General features: G+C 31.4%; 20 protein-coding genes. All 20 read left to right on the top strand.

The window, feature by feature from the left end:
• Positions 1 to 2,835, top strand: coding sequence for a penicillin-binding transpeptidase domain-containing protein (locus tag KQI89_RS13345; RefSeq protein WP_216457481.1), 2,835 nt, complete (start codon positions 1 to 3; stop codon positions 2,833 to 2,835).
• Positions 2,836 to 3,034: 199 nt separating this feature from the next.
• Entirely contained in the window at positions 3,035 to 3,667 is a 633-nt protein-coding gene (minC, locus tag KQI89_RS13340; protein WP_032120900.1) for a septum site-determining protein MinC, read from the top strand.
• 89 nt (positions 3,668 to 3,756) lie between these two features.
• Positions 3,757 to 4,554, top strand: coding sequence for a septum site-determining protein MinD (gene minD / locus KQI89_RS13335; protein WP_032120901.1), 798 nt, complete (start codon positions 3,757 to 3,759; stop codon positions 4,552 to 4,554).
• A 12-nt stretch (positions 4,555 to 4,566) separates the two neighbouring features.
• Complete coding sequence (minE, locus tag KQI89_RS13330) at positions 4,567 to 4,836, top strand: cell division topological specificity factor MinE (RefSeq protein ID WP_032120902.1); 270 nt, start codon at positions 4,567 to 4,569, stop codon at positions 4,834 to 4,836.
• A gap of 126 nt (positions 4,837 to 4,962) precedes the next feature.
• Positions 4,963 to 6,087, top strand: a complete 1,125-nt coding sequence (rodA, locus tag KQI89_RS13325) for a rod shape-determining protein RodA (RefSeq protein WP_032120903.1) — start codon at positions 4,963 to 4,965, stop codon at positions 6,085 to 6,087.
• Between the two features lie 45 nt (positions 6,088 to 6,132).
• Positions 6,133 to 6,507, top strand: coding sequence for a methylglyoxal synthase (mgsA, locus tag KQI89_RS13320; RefSeq protein ID WP_032120904.1), 375 nt, complete (start codon positions 6,133 to 6,135; stop codon positions 6,505 to 6,507).
• A gap of 134 nt (positions 6,508 to 6,641) precedes the next feature.
• Complete coding sequence (locus tag KQI89_RS13315; protein ID WP_216457480.1) at positions 6,642 to 7,466, top strand: M23 family metallopeptidase; 825 nt, start codon at positions 6,642 to 6,644, stop codon at positions 7,464 to 7,466.
• Positions 7,467 to 7,481: 15 nt separating this feature from the next.
• Positions 7,482 to 8,339 (top strand): M50 family metallopeptidase, encoded by an 858-nt coding sequence (locus KQI89_RS13310; protein WP_216457479.1) that lies wholly within the window; start codon positions 7,482 to 7,484, stop codon positions 8,337 to 8,339.
• Between the two features lie 156 nt (positions 8,340 to 8,495).
• Complete coding sequence (locus tag KQI89_RS13305) at positions 8,496 to 10,349, top strand: TIGR03960 family B12-binding radical SAM protein (protein WP_216457478.1); 1,854 nt, start codon at positions 8,496 to 8,498, stop codon at positions 10,347 to 10,349.
• Positions 10,333 to 11,043 (top strand): TIGR03936 family radical SAM-associated protein, encoded by a 711-nt coding sequence (locus tag KQI89_RS13300; RefSeq protein WP_216457639.1) that lies wholly within the window; start codon positions 10,333 to 10,335, stop codon positions 11,041 to 11,043. The genes KQI89_RS13305 and KQI89_RS13300 overlap by 17 nt, the downstream gene beginning before the upstream one ends.
• A gap of 65 nt (positions 11,044 to 11,108) precedes the next feature.
• A complete protein-coding gene (locus KQI89_RS13295; RefSeq protein WP_216457477.1) occupies positions 11,109 to 12,551 on the top strand; it encodes an Rne/Rng family ribonuclease in 1,443 nt (480 codons plus the stop codon).
• Between the two features lie 140 nt (positions 12,552 to 12,691).
• On the top strand, positions 12,692 to 13,006 hold the full coding sequence (gene rplU, locus KQI89_RS13290) for a 50S ribosomal protein L21 (protein ID WP_032120909.1): 315 nt from the start codon (positions 12,692 to 12,694) through the stop codon (positions 13,004 to 13,006).
• 1 nt (position 13,007) lies between these two features.
• Positions 13,008 to 13,334, top strand: coding sequence for a ribosomal-processing cysteine protease Prp (locus tag KQI89_RS13285; RefSeq protein WP_032120910.1), 327 nt, complete (start codon positions 13,008 to 13,010; stop codon positions 13,332 to 13,334).
• 4 nt (positions 13,335 to 13,338) lie between these two features.
• The gene (gene rpmA / locus KQI89_RS13280) at positions 13,339 to 13,641 is read left to right on the top strand and encodes a 50S ribosomal protein L27 (RefSeq protein ID WP_032120911.1); all 303 of its coding nucleotides are present in this window, start codon (positions 13,339 to 13,341) and stop codon (positions 13,639 to 13,641) included.
• A gap of 104 nt (positions 13,642 to 13,745) precedes the next feature.
• Positions 13,746 to 15,020, top strand: coding sequence for a GTPase ObgE (gene obgE / locus KQI89_RS13275; RefSeq protein WP_216457476.1), 1,275 nt, complete (start codon positions 13,746 to 13,748; stop codon positions 15,018 to 15,020).
• A gap of 16 nt (positions 15,021 to 15,036) precedes the next feature.
• Positions 15,037 to 15,327, top strand: a complete 291-nt coding sequence (gene yhbY / locus KQI89_RS13270) for a ribosome assembly RNA-binding protein YhbY (RefSeq protein ID WP_032120913.1) — start codon at positions 15,037 to 15,039, stop codon at positions 15,325 to 15,327.
• Positions 15,328 to 15,361: 34 nt separating this feature from the next.
• Positions 15,362 to 15,961 (top strand): nicotinate-nucleotide adenylyltransferase, encoded by a 600-nt coding sequence (gene nadD / locus KQI89_RS13265; protein ID WP_216457475.1) that lies wholly within the window; start codon positions 15,362 to 15,364, stop codon positions 15,959 to 15,961.
• Between the two features lie 12 nt (positions 15,962 to 15,973).
• Complete coding sequence (yqeK, locus tag KQI89_RS13260) at positions 15,974 to 16,549, top strand: bis(5'-nucleosyl)-tetraphosphatase (symmetrical) YqeK (protein ID WP_216457474.1); 576 nt, start codon at positions 15,974 to 15,976, stop codon at positions 16,547 to 16,549.
• A 5-nt stretch (positions 16,550 to 16,554) separates the two neighbouring features.
• Entirely contained in the window at positions 16,555 to 17,835 is a 1,281-nt protein-coding gene (locus KQI89_RS13255; RefSeq protein ID WP_246583121.1) for an LCP family protein, read from the top strand.
• Between the two features lie 11 nt (positions 17,836 to 17,846).
• The gene (locus KQI89_RS13250; RefSeq protein ID WP_216457473.1) at positions 17,847 to 18,740 is read left to right on the top strand and encodes an RluA family pseudouridine synthase; all 894 of its coding nucleotides are present in this window, start codon (positions 17,847 to 17,849) and stop codon (positions 18,738 to 18,740) included.
• Positions 18,741 to 18,746: the final 6 nt, after the last annotated feature.

Raw genomic sequence — 18,746 nt, 5'->3', positions numbered from 1 at the left:
ATGAAAGATAGAAAGCAAACAAATAGATATACGGCTCTGGTTCTTGTAATGATGATTATATTTACAGCTATTTTATCAAGGCTAGCTTATTTGCAGATTATAAAATACGATGATAACAAGGAGCAAGCTAATAATAAATCAGTAAGGTACCTATCAGAGTCAGCTCCTAGAGGAAATATACTAGCTAAAGACGGAAGCTTATTAGCAACTAGTGTTCAAAGTTATGTTTTAACTTTTATGGAAACAGAAGAAAGCAAAAAGTACTTTTTTAAGACTATGGATATGGTTTTTAAAATGTTAGATGAACAGGATGAAGTGCTTCAAGATACCTTTCCTCTAAAAGTAGATCCTTTTAGATTTGAGTTTAATACTAGTGATGCAGATACATTAAGAGCATTGGAACTTAGATTTAAAAAGGATAGAGGTTTTGATTTTAAAGTGCAGCAAAAGTTGTACCCAAAGCAAAAGTCAGACCTTACTACTGAACAAAAAAGAGCTATAGATGAAGAACTTTTAAAGATTACTCCAGAGGAAACTTTTTATGGTTTAGTAAAAGACAAGACAGATTATCAAATATATAAACTTTTAGGTTATAGTAAAGAGGATGAGAAAACCTTATTAGAAGAAAAATCAGGAAAAGAAATAACTGAAATGCTTAAGGGGATATATTCCCTTGAAACTTTAAGAAAATATATTTTGGTAAAAGATGCTATTAATATGCAAAAGTTTTCAGGGTTCAAACCTATAACCCTATCCTCAAATATAAAAAGAGATTCTTCCTTTGTATTTTTACAAAAGTTAAATGATCTTCCTGGAGTAGATGTGGTTGTTCAGCCAATAAGGGAGTATCCTTATAAGAGTTTAGCCTCAGCTGTAATAGGCTATATTGGAACTATAGATGGAGGACAAAAGGATAAGTATGAAGAGAGAGGGTATGATGTATCCACGGATCTTATTGGTAAGTCAGGGATAGAATCTGCCTTTGAAGATAGACTTAAAGGATCTAAAGGTGGAAATACGGTTAAGGTAAATAAGTACGGTAGAAAAACAGAAGAATTATTTAGGTTAGATCCTTATCCAGGACAAAACATTCAATTGAGCATAGATAAAAAACTTCAATATGTTGCTGAAAGAGCTCTAGAGGATAAAATGAAATACTTGCAGTCTAATGGGCATAGAGAGAGCATAGATACACGTAATGCCAATAGAGGAGCGGTAATAGTGCAAGATGTGAATACTGGTAAAATCCTATCTATGGTAAGTGCACCAAGTTTCGATCCCAATTTAATGGCAGTACCAGGAAGGATGTCTAATGACTTAGTAAAGCAGTATTTTGCTCCTGACTTAAAAGAGTTTGGGGAAAACTATATTAAAAGCAGGGGATTAAAGGTATCAGTGGATGATATATTTCCTTTAGTGGATAAAAATAATCCTAAAAATACAGCTAGAGATGATAGATTTGATATATATCCTAAAGCTACTTATAACTATGCTACCATGGGGGCTGTGCCTCCGGGGTCAACCTACAAACCTATTACTGCAGCAGCAGGATTAGAGGCGGGAGTTATTGATCCTAGCACTAGGATATTAGATCAAGGTGTATTCAATAAACATGAAGAATTTAAAAATTATACTGGAGCCTGTGAAATATGGACTAAATCAGGAGGTTCTCACGGAAATATAGATGTTAAACAAGCGCTAGAGGTATCTTGTAACTATTATTTCTATGAAGTAGGCTATAGATTATATAAAGAATTTGGGCTAGATGGATTAGCACAGTACTCATGGAAATTTGGTCTTGGAAAAGATCCAAAGAGTAAAACAAAGTCTACTACAGGTATAGAGATTGCAGAAGACACTAGGGGGCAGGTTTATAATTATGAGTCCTTTAAAAATTTAGTGGCCTCCATGTCAGCCCATCCTTTGGTGGATATACTAGAGAGTGGACGTTCATCAAGAGGGCATGTGTTTAAACCTCTGCCTATAACTAAAAATGAAGAAGATACAAAGGATTTAGCAGAAGCTAAGGAAGTTGTAAAGGAGCTAGTTAAAGAAGAGATTCTTAAAGATTATACTAGTGCAGAAGTTTCTGGGCTTATAACTAATTTTAAGCCCAAAATTAAAGATGCTATAAAGAATTTCATAAGCAAACTTCCAGAAGATAAAAGAGATCAATATAAAGAATCAGACATAGATTCTATGATTGCAGCTATTACTGCATTTATCTACTATGATAAAAGAGGAGAAGTTACTACAGGAGCTGAAGTTTTTAATGCTTCTATAGGTCAAGGTATGAATTCTTTTACTCCACTTCAACTTAATAATGCTATTGCTACCTTAGTAAATGGTGGAACTAGATATAGAACTACTTTAATAGATAGGATAACAGATAGTAATGGAGAAGTGGTAGAAGAAACTAAACCAGAGGTTCTTGAAAATTTAAATTTAAAACAAACTACTGTAGATACTATAAAAGAAGGGATGAGAAAGGTTGATGAAACCGGTACTGCTAACTCAGTATTTCAAAACTTTCCTATATCTACAGGCGGTAAAACAGGAACAGCCACCTATAAAGAAAATGGAGAACAAGAAAAAGTAGGTCGTGCGGCTTACGGAGTTTATGTAGGTTTTGCACCTTTTGATAAACCTGAAATAGCAGTAACTATAATAATTTATGATGGTGGTCATGGATTCTTTGGAGCAGATGTAGTTAAGGCTGTATATGAAGAGTACTTTAGAGATGAAATATTAGAGAAGAATCCTAACTATAAATTTACTTACAATTATACACTAGAAGAACCAACATCTACACCAAAAGAAACTCCAGCAGAGTAAAAAAAGAACCAATAGAGAAGAACCACTAAAATTTATATATTAGATTTGGAGGTTCTTCTTTTTATATGATTTAATTTGATTTATAATATAAATATATGACTACATAAAAAGACTTTCTTTTTATGTAAATTAGGAGGATTTTAATAAGCCACTGTTGAAATAATATAAAGTACTTCACTAAACCTATTGGAGGGTTAATATGAATGCGGACAATATAGTAATAAAAGGAAATAAGGAAGGGCTAAATGCCATCATCAATATGGATAATTTCAAAGATTTTGATGATATGCTAGATTCTCTAATAGAGAAGTTATCGAAAGGAAAAAAGTTTTACAAGGGATGTACTCTTAAGATAACTACAGATATAAGATTTATAAATGAAAAGCAGGTAAAAAGGCTAAAAGATGTGCTTTTTGAAGAGGTTCTTATAAAAGATTGTATCTTAGAGGATAAAGAAGAAAAAGTAAATAAGACTTTTTCAGGTGTTTATGAAGGAAGAACAAAATTTATTAGGAAAACTATAAGAGGTGGACAAACTATTAAGTATCAAGGAAACATAGTTATAATAGGAGATGTTAACCATGGTGCTGAGGTTCATGCAGGAGGAAACGTAGTTGTTCTTGGGAGCTTAAAAGGACAAGTGAAGGCAGGAGTTTCTGGTAATGAAAGAGCTATAATAGCAGCTTTTAATCTTCAGCCAGAAATACTTCAAATAGCAAGTATACTAACAAGGGCGCCAGAAGACTCAGTTAAACCAGAGTATCCAGAGGTAGCAAGAATAAAAGACGGTTCAATAATAGTAGAGCCTTATTTGCCCAATAAATACATATAATCCTTAGACTATTAAAAAAGAAAATGATTTGTTAAAGGATTTATACATAATTTTAGAAGATATACATATAGAGTTGGAGGTTTTTGAATATGGGAGAAGCTGTCGTAATAACTTCAGGAAAAGGTGGAGTAGGTAAGACAACCACCACAGCAAATATAGGTACTGCATTAGCATCCATGGGTAAAAAAGTTGTAGTAGTTGATGGAGACACTGGACTTAGAAACTTAGATGTTTTAATGGGATTAGAAAATAGAATTGTTTTTACTATTCTAGATGTTTTAGAAGAGAGATGTAGGTTAAAACAGGCTCTTATAAAAGATAAGAGATTCCCTAATTTATGTTTGCTACCAACAGCTCAAACTAGAGATAAGGGAGATATTAGACCAGATCAAATGCTAAGAGTTGTTAATGATTTGAAGGAAGAATTTGATTACGTAATAATAGATAGCCCAGCAGGAATAGAGCAAGGGTTTGAGAATGCGGTAGTAGGAGCAGATAGAGCAATAGTAGTTGTAAATCCTGAAATAACCTCTGTAAGAGATGCAGATAGGGTTATTGGAAAGCTAGATGCTAAAGGACTTGAAAGACATGAAGTAATAGTAAATAGGTTAAATTATGAGATGACTAAAAATGGTGATATGCTTGATATAGATGATATAATAGAAACGCTATCTGTAAAGCTCATAGGAGTAGTTCCAGATGATAGAACCATAACCATTTCAACTAATAAAGGTGAACCTATAGTGCTTGATGAAAATGCAATGGCAGGTAAGGCTTTTAGAAATATAGCAAAAAGGATAACAGGAGAAGAAGTTCCACTATTGAATTTAGACGCTGAAGAGACAGGATTTTTTAACGCTTTAAAGAAGCTTTTTAAAAAGAAATAGGGGGAAAGGATTATGGAGTTTTTTTCAAAGTTATTTTCAAGCAAAACATCTTCAAAAGAAGTAGCAAAGGATAGGTTAAAACTTATATTGATCCATGATAGAGGAGACCTGTCACCACAATTATTAGAAATGATTAAAAGTGAAATATTAGAAGTTATAACAAGATACGTAGAAATAGATAGCTCTGATGTAGAAATAGCAATTACAAGAACAGAAGAAAATCAAGGAAATGCTCCAGCATTAGTGGCAAATATTCCAATAAAAAAGTTAAAAGAGAGATAAGACTTTAGGTACTTGCCCTCCGTATACATTTAGGTAAATATGCTGTGAATTTTTTAAAAGACCCTGCAATTATTTAAAGGGTTGTGTTATACTAAAACATGATTTTATCATTATGGAGGGGATTCCATGTTAAAAAAACTTAAATTAGATTCAAGGTATATAAAAGAAATAGACTTTGGAATCTTAATATGTTCAATATTGGTTTTATTATATGGTGCTTTAAATATATATACTGTTACAAGAAGTAAGGTAGGTATTTATTATGTAAAACTTCAACTCATTTGGTTAGTTTTAGGTCTTGTAACTACATATATAATATTATTAGTTGACTATACTTTAATACAGAATTTTACTTCATTGTTATATTGGGGCTCTGTTTTAATGCTACTTGCAACTAGAATAATAGGAAGTACTGTAAATGGTGCTCAAGGGTGGATTGCTTTGGGTAATAGGGCTATTCAACCTGCAGAATTTGCAAAGCTAGGTATGATAATGATGTTAGCTAAAAAACTAGATGAAATGGAAGGGGATATAAATAATCCCAAAAACTTTTTCACCTTATGCTTTTATGCGTTAATACCTATGTTATTAATAGTTGTACAACCGGATATGGGAATGACCATGGTATGCTTTTTTATAGTGCTTGGGATATTTTTCACTATGGGTCTAAATATTAAGGTTATATTAGGGGGGATTATGGGTCTTGCTACATCTATAGCATTACTTTGGAATTCTTCACTTATAAAGCCTTATTGGAAGAGAAGACTTACTTCCTTTTTAAACCCTGAAGCGGAGAGTTTAGGAATTGGACTTCAGGCAACCCAATCTAAAATAGGTATAGGTTCTGGAGGAATATTCGGAACAGGTGCAGGACTTGGAAGTTCTTCAACTAGCTATGTTTCTCAATTTGTTCCCGAATCTCATACAGATTTTATATTTGCTGCTTTAGGAGAACAATGGGGGTTTGTAGGAGCTATATTTTTACTGATTTTGTACGGAATAATTATATATAGGTCTATTAACATAGCGAGAACATCAAAGGATATATTTGGGTCTGTTATATGTATAGGTCTTGTATCAGTGTTTTTATTTTCAATACTTCAAAATATAGGAATGACTGTTGGGATAATGCCTATTACAGGGATTACACTTCCTCTTATGAGTTATGGTGGAAGTTCAGTTTTAACCAATTACATTGCTATAGCTTTAGTTCTAAACATTGGTATGAGAAGAAAGAGGATAAATTTTTAAATTTAAATATGAATAATAGTATAACATTCATAGGAGGCGGAAACTGTGAGGATAGCACTTATTGCTCATGACAAAATGAAAGATGACATTATAGACTTTGTAAGAAGGTACAAGGATGTGTTCAAAGAACAGGAACTTTATGCTACAGGAACCACAGGAAGACTCATAAATGAAATTGTAGACTTAAAAGTACATCGTTTCTTATCGGGGCCCTTAGGTGGAGATCAACAAATAGGGGCAAAAATCGCTGAAGGAAATATGGATTTGATAATTTTTCTTAGAGATCCATTAACAGCTCAACCCCACGAACCAGATGTAACTGCGCTTTTAAGACTATGTGATGTTCATTGTATACCTGTAGCTACAAACTTAGGCTCTGCAGAAGTGATGATAAAGGCGCTGAAATGTAGATCAAAGTAATATTAATAAAAAATGCTAATAAAAGAAAATCTTTTATTAGCATTTTTTATTTATTCTCTTTTAATTACTATCATTAAATTGCTCTTAGCTAAATATAATTATATAGGTGAAAAAAATCTTAGGAGGGTGTAGTGATGGGAAATTATAACTCTCAATATGAAAGTTATTATGAAAAGATACTAAGAAGGCAAAGAGAAGCTCCAAGTTATGGTGGCTATAGTAGTTATGGAGAAAGTAACGGTGGCTATTTTAAACAAAGCAATAAAGGAACTGATTTATTTAGTGCGGAATATTTTATAAAAAGAATAATAAGAGATCTTGTGGGTGTAGCATTATTATTTATATTTGTTTTTCTATGTAAGATTATAAATACACCAAATACTATGGCTGTATACGCTTATTCTAAAAACATTGTTTCAACAGATTTTGATTATAAGGCTACTTATGAGTCCATAAAAAGAATAAACATAACAGATATAAAAGAAAAAATAGAAGATAAAACTGAAAATATAATTTCAAAAATTTTCAATAGGGATAAGATACAGGATAAGACTAAACAAGAATTTACAATACCATTAAAAGGTGAAATCACATCTAATTTTGAGGAAAGAAAAGATCCTTTTACCGGTAATATAGCAAAGCATACAGGTATAGATATAGATGCTAAAGAGGGTACTGATGTTATGACTGTTTATAATGGAAAAGTGAAAGAAGTAGGTGAGGATACTATCTATGGAAAATATATAGTTATAGATCATGGAGAAGGAATTGAAAGTAAGTATGCTCACCTAGAGGATATTTCTGTAGAAAAGAATCAACTAGTAGATAAGGGTGGAGTTATAGGTAAAAGTGGAAATACCGGAAAGTCTACAGCACCTCATCTTCACTTTGAATTTTGGTATATGGGACAAAACAAAGATCCATTAAAATATCTGGATCAAGAGTTATTTAAAAATTGATGCAAGAGGTTTTTCATGATAAGAATCAGCAAGTATTTTATACCATACATATTGATTTTATTTATAGCAGGGCTTCATAGAGGATTTTTTATTTCCTTATTTTGGGTTTTTATACATGAGTTAAGTCATGCAATTACAGCGAAAATAATGGGGGTTAAGAAAGTTGAAATCAGAATTACCCCCTTAGGATTTTCTATGCATGGGGAGGAATTTGAAGAAATAGGATATATTAAAGAGATAGTTATAATATTAGTAGGACCTATTATGAACATTATTATTGCTTTAATATTTTATTTTCTTTATAAAAATCATTCTTTAGATATCTTTAAGATATCTATGAAAATTAATCTAGTTTTGGGGATATTTAATCTATTGCCAGCTATACCTTTAGATGGTTCCAGGATATTGCATATATATCTTCAAAATAAGTATATATGTAAAAAATCCCATAGAATAAAGGTAATTGTTAGTATGATCACAGGTTTTTTTGTTTTTGCATGCTTTATTTTTTTGCTTATTTATGGTCAGATAAATATAAGCTTAGGGCTATTATCTTTATTTATAATTTATATTTCCTATAAAGAAAAAAGGAGAATTGTTTATATTATAATTGGTGATATAATGAAGAAAAAAGTAAGATTTTTAAAAAATGGTTATATTGAAAATAAGTCATTATCTATAAGTAGTAAGTTAGACCTTTTAGAAACACTTAGCATAATTGATAAAAATAAGTACCATATATTCACAGTTTTAGATGAAGATATGAAGGTTATAGATACAATTTATGAACAGGAAATAATAGAGGCCTTAAAAAATTATGGGAATATAACATTGAAGCAGTATATAAGTGAAAGAGAAGGGAAGGAAATATAGTTTTTTTAAAGATGGACTGGAATGCATCTAGTACTGAAAACACTTGTATATTAAAGCTTTCATATGATAAAATAGTAAAATGCAATAAAAAGCTTTTAAAATATGTTAATAGATTATTATGTAATTTACAACAAGAGAAGAAGGAGTAGTAATTAAATGAATAGAATCACAGATGATATTTTATATAAAGTAGAAAAACCTGCTAGATATATCGGTGGAGAACTTAATTCGGTATATAAAGATAAAGAAAAGGTGGATATAAGATTTGCATTTTGTTTTCCTGATGTATATGAGGTAGGTATGTCTCATCTTGGAAGTAGAATACTCTATCATGTATTAAACTCAAGAGAGGATACCTATTGTGAAAGAGCTTATGCTCCATGGCCTGATATGGAAAATTTAATGAGAGAAAATGATATTTCTTTATATGCATTAGAAACAAAGGATTCTTTAAAGGAATTTGATATATTAGGATTTACCCTTCAATATGAAATGAGCTATACTAATATTTTAAATATGTTAGATATGGCGGGAATAACTGTAAGAGCCTCTGAAAGAGGAGAGGATGAGCCTATAGTTATGGCTGGGGGACCCTGTGCCTACAATCCAGAACCTCTTTATGATATAGTAGACTTCTTCGAAATTGGAGAAGGGGAAGAGATAATGAACGATGTTTTGGATGTTTATAAAAAGTATAAAGGTAAAGGGCAGAAAAAGGAGTTCTTAAGAGAAATATCAAAGATAAGAGGAGTATATGTGCCTTCATTATATGAAGTTACATACAATGAAGATAATACTATAAAAGAATTTAAACCTAAGTATGATGATGTTCCTTCTGTGGTAAAGAAGAGGTTTATAACAGATTACGATAAGGTTAGTTATCCAGAAAACCTTATAGTTCCTTACACAGAAATAGTTCATGATAGGGTTATACTTGAAACCTTTAGAGGTTGCACAAATGGTTGTAGGTTCTGTCAAGCTGGTATGATTTATAGACCAGTAAGAGAAAAATCCACAGAAACACTTATAGAACAGGCGGATAAGATATTAAAAGCTACAGGATATAATGAAATTTCCTTAAGCTCTTTAAGTATATGTGATTATTCAGATATAAAAAATCTTGTGTTTTCCCTTATTGAAAAATACAAAGAAGACAATGTTTCTGTATCACTACCATCTATAAGAATAGATGCTTTTTCTGTAGATCTAATTAAAGAAATACAAAAGGTAAGAAAAACTGGTCTTACTTTTGCGCCAGAAGCTGGTTCGCAAAGAATGAGAGACATAATAAACAAAGGGGTTACTGAGGAGAGAGTATTAGAAGCAGCAAAAAGTGCCTTTGAATCAGGCTGGTCTACTATTAAATTGTATTTTATGATTGGACTTCCTTATGAAACTTTAGAAGATGTAGAGGGTATTGCAAAGCTTTCTGATAAGGTTGTAGAGCAATATTTTACAGTACCTAAAAATGTGAGAAATAGAGGTCTTAGAGTTACAGCAAGTACATCAATATTCGTTCCAAAACCTTTTACACCATTCCAATGGGCGCCTCAAAGCAGAATGGAAGAGGTAGGAGAAAAGATTAAAGCAGTAAAATATGCTATAAAAAGTAAAGCTGTGGTTTATAACTATCATGAATCATTAGTATCTTACATGGAAGCAATATTTGCAAGAGGTGATAGAAGGATTTGTGATGTTTTAATTAAAGCTTTTGAAAAGGGAGCTAAATTTGATGGTTGGTCCGAATACTTCAGTTTTGAAAGATGGCAAGAGGCCATGAAGGAATGTGGAGTAGATGGTGAATTTTATGCTTATAGGGATAGAGATTATAAGGAAGTTCTTCCTTGGGACTTTATTGATATAGGAGTTAACAAAGCATATTTAATAAAAGAAAATGAAAAAGCTAAAAATGAAGAGCTTACTCAAAACTGTAGATTAGGATGTACTGGTTGTGGAGTAAATGTAAATTTCAAAGAAGGGAAGTGCTTTGAAGGTGCGTTATCTAATTAAGTTTACCAAGGAATCGGATATAAAATTTATCTCTCACCTAGATTTAATGAGAACAATTCAAAAGGTTATAAGAAGATCAAATCTTCCAATAGAATATTCTAAGGGATTTAATCCACATCAAGAGTTATCTATAGCTCAACCTTTATCAGTAGGAATTTATTCTTCTGGAGAGTATATGGATATAGTTCTTAGGGAAGAATTAAATGAGGAAGAAATAAAACATAGACTTAATGCTAATTGTCCAAGAGGTATAAGTATATTAGAAGTGGTTAAAGTACCTGAACCTAAAACTGAAAATACTAAAAAAATACCTCAAGGTATGGCTTTAATAGATTTAGCAGATTATACCATAAAAATAAAATTTAAAGAAATAAACAAAGTTGAAGAGCAGCTGCAATCCCTTTTATCATTGCCGGAATGGAATACCATGAAAAAAAGCAAAAGAGGAGAAAGGGAAGTAGATATAAAATCTATGATAAAAGAATTTAAGTTTTGGACTTTAGATAAGCAGCTTATAATTAAAACTAGAATAAGCTCTGGAAGTCGTGAACATTTATCTCCTGAACTTTTAGCAAATTATATAAAAGAAAACATAGCTAACGCTGATTTAGAAAGCTTTGTAGACATAAAGAGAGAAGAGATGTTAGCCTATAAAGGAAATAAAGTAACTCCTTTATACAAATATATGGACTAATAAAATTAGAGTGTAACTTTAAAGTTAAGAATGGTTCACGGATCATTTAAAAAGAAGGGGATAGTATGAGAGAAATATTCATTGAAAGAAGAGATAGGTTACTTAGAATAGCTATAAAAGAAAATAAAGTCCTTACGGAATGCTTTATTGAAGAGGAAAGTTTTGAACCTTTACCAGGGGAGATTTATAAAGGGGTTATAAAAAATATTGTACCTGCAATTAAGTGTGCCTTTATAGACATAGGACATGATAAAAATGCTTATATGTACATAAATCCTAAGGATAAAAGTAAAAGTTTAAAAAAAGGTCAGGATATATTAATAGAAGTGACCAAAGAAGAATTAGGAGATAAAGGTGCAAAGGTAAATGGATTTATATCCATACCAGGAAGATACACTGTTATAAATAATTTAAATACTGGCGTAAGCTTTTCTCAAAAGATTAAAGATGAAAATTTTAAGTCTTATATAAAGGATAATATAGTTTTCCCAAAGGATATAGCTGTAGTAATAAGGACTAATGCTCAGTTTGTGGATGTGGATATTATAAATGAAGAAATTAAAAAGCTTTATGCTACTTATGAGGATATATACACAAAATTTAATTATACTTTAAAGCCTAAAAAGTTATATGGTGAAGGCGGTATAATATATAAAATATTAAGAGATAGTATAAATGGGGACACTGCTTCTATAGTGGTAGATAATCCTTCTGATTATAATATAATAAAAGAATATATAGAAGGTAAACCAGATATAAATATAGACATTAATCACTATGAAGGACATAGGAATCTCTTTGATTATTATGAAATTGAAAAAGAAATATTGGCACTTAGAAATCATAGGGTGCCTTTAGGGTGCGGAGGACACATTGTTATAGATAAAACTGAAGCTATGTATGTGGTAGATGTAAACTCAGGAAAAAATGTAAGTCACAAAACTATGGATAAAACTGCATATATAACAAACCTTCAAGCAGCTAAGGAGATTGCAAGACAAATAAGGCTTAGAAATTTAAGTGGAATAATAGTAATTGACTTTATCGACATGAAGTATCCAAATCATAGAGCAAAGGTTATTGAAGCTCTTAATGAAGGCTTTTATGGAGATAAAAATAAAACTGTAATTTATCCATTTACAGATCTTAACTTAATTCAGATTGCAAGAATGAGAAGAGGAAAAAATATATATGATTACATAGAGGAGAACTGTACAGAGTGTAGCGGAAGAGGAACCTTGCTTAAGCTTTCCTACATAAGCCTTTTAATAAGAAATGAAATATTAAAGGTTGATGCAGAAAATAGAATAAATAACATATATATTGAAATAAATAATCGCTATGAAGAGGCCATAAAGGGAAATATCATAGGATTTATTACTGAAATTGAAGGATTAGATAAAAATATATATCTTAATTTTGTTGAGGGTACAGAATATTTCAAGGTAGAACCACTTATATTTATAAATCAAATTGAAAATGTAAAAAGGTATAAGGTAGAAATATAGGGAATTAAATAAAAAAATATTTACAAACAAATCTATATGTGTTAAAATAGCTTGGTAGACCGCTCACATAAGGTTTTTATGTAAACAAGGAAGTATCCTTGTACCTGAGATGGCGAGACTGGATAGAGGAGGTGTATTTAATGTACGCAGTTTTAAAGACAGGTGGAAAGCAATATAGAGTTCAAGAAGGAGATGTAATCTTCGTTGAAAAACTAAATGCTGAAGTAGATTCCACTATCGAATTAACAGAAGTTCTTGCAGTTTCAAAAGCTGATGGACAATTAGTTATTGGTAGTCCTGTAGTTGAAGGCGCTAAGGTTGTAGCTAAGGTTGCAAACCAAGGAAAAGCTAAAAAAGTTATAGTTTTCAAGTACAAACCAAAGAAAGACTACAGAAAGAAACAAGGACACAGACAACCATATACTAAATTAGTTATAGAAAAGATCGAAGCATAATATGACAAGTGTACTGTTTAAAAAAAAGGATGATAAAATTATCGCCTTTGATATTAACGGTCATGCCGGTTATGCCAGTGAAGGTGAAGATATAGTCTGTGCTGCCATTTCAGCGCTATCACAATCAGTGATAATAGGGCTAGAAGAGGTTTTATACATAAAGCCAGATTATAATATAAAAGATGGATTTTTGTGTATGTCTATAAGAGATAACTCTATAGAAGATATAGAAAAAAGTCAGGTTCTTTTAAAAACCTTTTTGAAGAGTTTGCAAAGTATAAGTGTAAGTTACGTAGGATATATAACCATACAAATAGAGGAGGTGTAATGTTATGCTAATTATGAACCTTCAATTGTTCGCTCACAAAAAAGGGGTTGGAAGCTCAAAGAACGGTAGAGATTCTGAATCCAAAAGACTTGGAGTAAAATGTTCTGATGGAGAATTTGTTCTTGCTGGAAATATATTAGTTAGACAAAGGGGAACTAAAATTCACCCAGGTGCTAATGTAGGACTAGGTAAGGATGATACTTTATTCGCTAAAGTAGATGGTGTTGTAAGATACGAAAGAATGGGAAGAGACAAGAAAAAAGCTAGTGTCTACCCAATGGACGTTCAAAACGCAATAGCTGAATAATCTTTAATGTTTATAAGCACCCTTAAGGGGTGCTTTTTTAAAATTCATTATTTTGTAACCTATTGGAGATAATATTTAGTAAAATAAAAGGAAGGTGATGAGAATTGTTTATTGATAGAGCGAAGATATTTATTAAGTCTGGAGACGGTGGTCATGGATGTGTATCTTTTAGAAGAGAAAAATATGTACCTCTTGGAGGACCAGATGGAGGAGACGGAGGAAGAGGCGGAGATGTCATACTTGTAGCTGATACAAATATGACTACGTTACTTGACTTTACCTATCAAAGAAAATATTCAGCAGAAAGAGGGCAAGATGGATCTGGGTCTAAGTGTTATGGTAAAGATGGAGATGATCTTTATATAAAAGTTCCTATGGGAACCATAATAAAAGATGTAGAAACTGATAAGATAATGGCAGATTTATCAAAACCCGGTGAAGAATATGTGGTAGCTAAAGGTGGTAAAGGTGGTAAAGGAAATGCAAAGTTTGCAACTCCTACAAGACAGACTCCTGGCTTTGCAGAGCCTGGTATGCCAGGTGAAGAAAGATTTATAGTGCTTGAGTTAAAACTTTTAGCAGATGTAGGTCTTATAGGATTCCCTAATGTAGGTAAATCTACTTTGTTATCCATGGTATCAAAAGCAAAACCAAAAATTGCAAACTATCATTTTACTACACTAAAGCCAAACCTTGGAGTTGTAAGCGTTAAAGGAATAGAGCCTTTTGTTATAGCTGATATACCTGGAATAATTGAAGGTGCTGCAGAGGGTGTTGGACTTGGATTAGATTTCTTAAGACATATTGAAAGAACAAGAATACTTATCCATGTAGTAGATATATCAGGGGTAGAAGGAAGAGACCCTATAGAGGATTTCTTGAAAATAAATGAGGAATTAAAAAAATATAGTGTAAAACTTTGGGATAGACCGCAGATTATAGCTGCAAACAAAAGTGATATGCTCTATGATGATGAGGTTTATGAAAACTTTGCATCTAAGCTAAAAGAAATGGGTTATGATAAAATATTTAAGATATCTGCTGCCACAAATGAGGGTGTAGAAGTAGTTATAAAGGAAGCTGCAAGAATGTTAACTACTATACCGGTTGTAGAACTTGAAATTTCAGAAGAAGATAAATTCATACCAGAAGATAAGAAGTTTTCTTATACTATACATGAAGAAGATGGTGTATTTGTTGTAGAAGGAAGTTTCGTAGATAGATTACTTTTAGCAGTAAACGTTAATGAACCTGACTCCCTAAGATATTTCCATAAAGTTTTGAAAAATAAAGGAATTTTAGAGGAACTTAGAGAAATGGGTATACAAGATGGAGATATGGTAAGACTTAATGACTTTGAATTTGAATACTTATTCTAATTAGGGAGTGATACATTTGATTAGCAGTAAACAAAGAGCTTATTTAAGATCTTTAGCAAATAACTTAGAGTCTATATTTCAATTAGGAAAGAATGGTATTGAAGATACTTTTTTAAAACAAGTTGATGATGCTTTAGAGGCTAGAGAGTTAATAAAGATTACGGTTTTAAATAATAGCGGATTTGAAAGCAGAGAGGCTTCAGATGCAATATGTGAAGAGTTAGGCTGCGAGGGAGTTCAGGCTATAGGAAATAAACTAGTGCTATATAGAAAATCCAGTAAAAAACCAAGGATAGAATTACCTTAAACTTTACTTTAACATCTAGAAAAGAGGTGTTACCATGAAGAAAAAGGGTATTTTTGGAGGGACTTTTGATCCAATACATATAGCACACATTTATATAGCTCAAGAAGCTGTTAAACAATTTTCTTTAGAGGAGTTAGTATTTGTACCTACTGGAAATCCTCCTCATAAAAATGGAAAGGTAATAACAGACGCTATACTAAGATATGAAATGGCCAAAATGTCCATAAGAAATTATAAAGAGTTTTCTATAAGTGACTATGAGATTTTAAAAAAAGGATATAGCTACACTTATGAAACTCTTCAATATTTTAATTCCATTGAGTCTTCTAAACTTTACTTTATTACAGGAGCAGATTGCTTAATGGATATATACCATTGGAAAAATATAAAAGAGATATTCAAAAATTGCACATTAGTAGTATTTAATAGACCTGGATATAATATTGAAGATATTCTAGTACAAAAAAGTAAAGTGGAAAAAGAATTCCAAACAGAGATACTGTGGCTTGACTTATTGAACTTAGACATATCTTCAACTTATATAAGGGAAAAAATTAAAGAAGGAATCAATATGGATTATTTTTTGCCTTCTGGAGTTTACAATACCATAAATACTTTAGGACTTTATCGTTAAGGGGATGAATTTATGTGGACAGAAGATCAGATAAGTGAGTATCTTAAAGATAATTTAAAAGAATCTAGATATAATCATGTTTTAAGAGTGGTAGATACGGCAGAAAAACTAGCAAGGATTTATGGAGAAGATATTAAAAAAGCTAGGTTAGCAGCATTAATTCACGATGCAGCTAAGAATAAAACAGTGGAAGAGATATTAGATATAATAGCATCAGAAGGTATAACTTTAGATGAAGAAATATCTAAAGTTCCACAGCTTACCCATGGTCTTGCTGGTGCTATAATAGGAAAAAACCTTATGGGAATAGAAGATGAGGACGTTTTAAATGCAGCTATTTACCATACCACAGGAAAAGAAAATATGACGAAGCTAGAAAAAATAATATATGTAGCAGACTATATAGAGCCAGGAAGAGAATTTAAAGGAGTAGAAGTTCTTAGAGAAGAAGCTTTTAAGGATTTAGATCAGGCACTTCTTAGAGCCTTTGATAATACTATAAAGTATATAGTTGAAAGTGGAAACATACTTTTAACTGGTACTATAAAGGCAAGAAATTACCTTATATTAAATAAAAGTAATAGGTGATGAATATGAGGGTTAATGGAGAAGAGAAGAAAGTAAAAAATAATAAATTTAGTAAGTTTAAAATTTTATATACTACTTTATTTATTTTATTATGCTTTATTTTTATGAGTGGGTTATATGTTTATAATGCTACAAACAAACTAAATGAAAGTATCAAGAAGCAGGCTAAAGATATAAAGCCTGTGGAAGCTTCAGGAGGAGATCCAATAAACATACTACTTTTAGGAGTGGATATTGGGGATCCAAATATGAAAGACAATGATACTATTAAAAGAACTGATACTATTATGCTACTTCATTATAATCCTAAGGGTAAGGATGTAAAATTAGTTTCCATTCCAAGAGATACGCTTATACAGATAAATGGCAAGGACTTAAAGATAAATTCAGCCTATGCTTTTGGTGGAGCTAAGAAAACTATTGCGGTAGTAGAAAAAATGCTAAATACAAATATAAACTACTATGCAAAAGTAGATTATAATGCATTTAGAAGCTTTATAGATGCCATAGGTGGCGTAGATATGGTCATAGAAAGAGATATGAAATACGATGATGAAGGTCAAGATCTTCATATTGATTTTAAAAAAGGTGAAACAGTACATTTGGATGGTAAGAAAGCTGAAGAATTCTTTAGATGGAGAAAAAACAATGATGGAACTGGCTTAGCAGAAGGAGATTTAGGAAGAATAAAAAATCAGCATATATTTATGGAAAAGGTACTAGAAAAGGTTAAAAGCCCAATGATAGTAACTAAGATAGGTAAGATATTATCTGCTATGGCAGAAAATGTTGAAACAAATATGCCTGTAGGATCTATGGTTAAGTATGGCTACAAAGCCATAGGATTATCTTCAGAAAATGTTAAGTTTTCTACATTAGAAGGAGATCCAGCCTATATAAAGGGTATTTCATATTTTGTATATAAAGAAAAAAGAAATGAGGATCTATTAACTTCTTTAAAAGGCGTAGCCAAAAGTTCATCAAATAATAAAGGGCCAAATAAAAGTGAATTAAAGGTAAAAATATTAAATGGAACTAATGTAAGTGGATTAGCGAAAAACTATTCTGATACTTTGAAAAATCTAGGATATGATAATGTAATAATTGGAAATGGCGAAAAAACTTCAGAGAGTAAAGTTTATATAAACAAAGATAAACCATCTTTGAAGTCTATAGTTAAAGAGGATTTTAATATTAAGAATATTGAATTTGTTTCGGAAAAACAAGGAGATTTTGATATTATAATACTTCTTGGAGAAGACAAAAAAACTCTTAAAGTTAATTGAGGTATTTTTATATGAAGGACTTAGAATTTACAGTAGAGACGGAAATGTCAGGACTTAAGATAAGAGATTATCTTAAACACCACAAAGGGCTATCCACAAGACTATTAAGGGGAGCAGCTCTAGATGGAAGAATTAAGGTAAACGGTACAAAAGTTAAGCTTAATCATGTTATAAAACAAGGGGAAATAATAAAAGTAGATGTTTTTAAAGAGGAAAGTCAAAATATTGAGGCGCAGGACATTCCACTTAGTATAGTTTATGAAGATGATGATATATTAGTAGTAAATAAACCACCATTTATGGTAGTTCACCCTACTAAAAGTCACAGAGAAAATACTCTATCTAATGGAATACTCTATCATTTTAAGGAAAATCAATCTGCTTCTGTGGTAAGACTTGTAAGTAGGTTAGATATGAATACCTCAGGTCTTATTATAGTAGCCAAAAATCAATATGCTCATTCTAAATTATCTCAAGATATGCAAAAACCTGAATTTAAAAAGTATTATAGGGCTTTGGTTCATGGTACTGTTAAAGAAGATAAGTGTACTATAGATCTTCCTATATATAGACAAGGGGAAGATACTATAAAAAGAATTATAGATGAAAGAGGTCAAAGAAGTATAACTCATTATAAAGTTATAGAAAGATATAATGAGGCTACTCTTTTAGAGCTACTACTTGAAACAGGCAGAACACACCAAATAAGAGTGCATTTAGAGTATATAGGTCATCCTATATATGGAGATGAACTTTATAGTAAACATGATGATAGCCATATTATAAAAAGACAGGCTCTTCATGCCTATGGGTTGGAGTTTCCACATCCTAGAACAGGAGACATAATAAAATTAACATCAGAGATGCCAAAAGATATGATAAACTTAATAGATAACATAAGGTAAATTTAG

It is taken from the genome of Clostridium simiarum (genome assembly GCF_018919175.1).
Taxonomy (GTDB): Bacteria; Bacillota; Clostridia; order Clostridiales; family Clostridiaceae; genus Clostridium_L; species Clostridium_L simiarum.
Note: the sequence above shows the minus strand (reverse complement) of the source record. Positions and strands in the feature narration are given on the sequence as shown.

Bases quoted from the DNA above. Each gene is read 5' to 3' on its own strand.
- KQI89_RS13345 (WP_216457481.1), top strand. From the start codon at position 1: ATGAAAGATAGAAAGCAAACAAATAGATATACGGCTCTGGTTCTTGTA.
- minC (WP_032120900.1), top strand. From the start codon at position 3,035: ATGAATGCGGACAATATAGTAATAAAAGGAAATAAGGAAGGGCTAAAT.
- minD (WP_032120901.1), top strand. From the start codon at position 3,757: ATGGGAGAAGCTGTCGTAATAACTTCAGGAAAAGGTGGAGTAGGTAAG.
- minE (WP_032120902.1), top strand. From the start codon at position 4,567: ATGGAGTTTTTTTCAAAGTTATTTTCAAGCAAAACATCTTCAAAAGAA.
- rodA (WP_032120903.1), top strand. From the start codon at position 4,963: ATGTTAAAAAAACTTAAATTAGATTCAAGGTATATAAAAGAAATAGAC.
- KQI89_RS13315 (WP_216457480.1), top strand. From the start codon at position 6,642: ATGGGAAATTATAACTCTCAATATGAAAGTTATTATGAAAAGATACTA.
- KQI89_RS13310 (WP_216457479.1), top strand. From the start codon at position 7,482: ATGATAAGAATCAGCAAGTATTTTATACCATACATATTGATTTTATTT.
- KQI89_RS13305 (WP_216457478.1), top strand. From the start codon at position 8,496: ATGAATAGAATCACAGATGATATTTTATATAAAGTAGAAAAACCTGCT.
- KQI89_RS13295 (WP_216457477.1), top strand. From the start codon at position 11,109: ATGAGAGAAATATTCATTGAAAGAAGAGATAGGTTACTTAGAATAGCT.
- rplU (WP_032120909.1), top strand. From the start codon at position 12,692: ATGTACGCAGTTTTAAAGACAGGTGGAAAGCAATATAGAGTTCAAGAA.
- KQI89_RS13285 (WP_032120910.1), top strand. From the start codon at position 13,008: ATGACAAGTGTACTGTTTAAAAAAAAGGATGATAAAATTATCGCCTTT.
- rpmA (WP_032120911.1), top strand. From the start codon at position 13,339: ATGCTAATTATGAACCTTCAATTGTTCGCTCACAAAAAAGGGGTTGGA.
- nadD (WP_216457475.1), top strand. From the start codon at position 15,362: ATGAAGAAAAAGGGTATTTTTGGAGGGACTTTTGATCCAATACATATA.
- yqeK (WP_216457474.1), top strand. From the start codon at position 15,974: ATGTGGACAGAAGATCAGATAAGTGAGTATCTTAAAGATAATTTAAAA.
- KQI89_RS13255 (WP_246583121.1), top strand. From the start codon at position 16,555: ATGAGGGTTAATGGAGAAGAGAAGAAAGTAAAAAATAATAAATTTAGT.
- KQI89_RS13250 (WP_216457473.1), top strand. From the start codon at position 17,847: ATGAAGGACTTAGAATTTACAGTAGAGACGGAAATGTCAGGACTTAAG.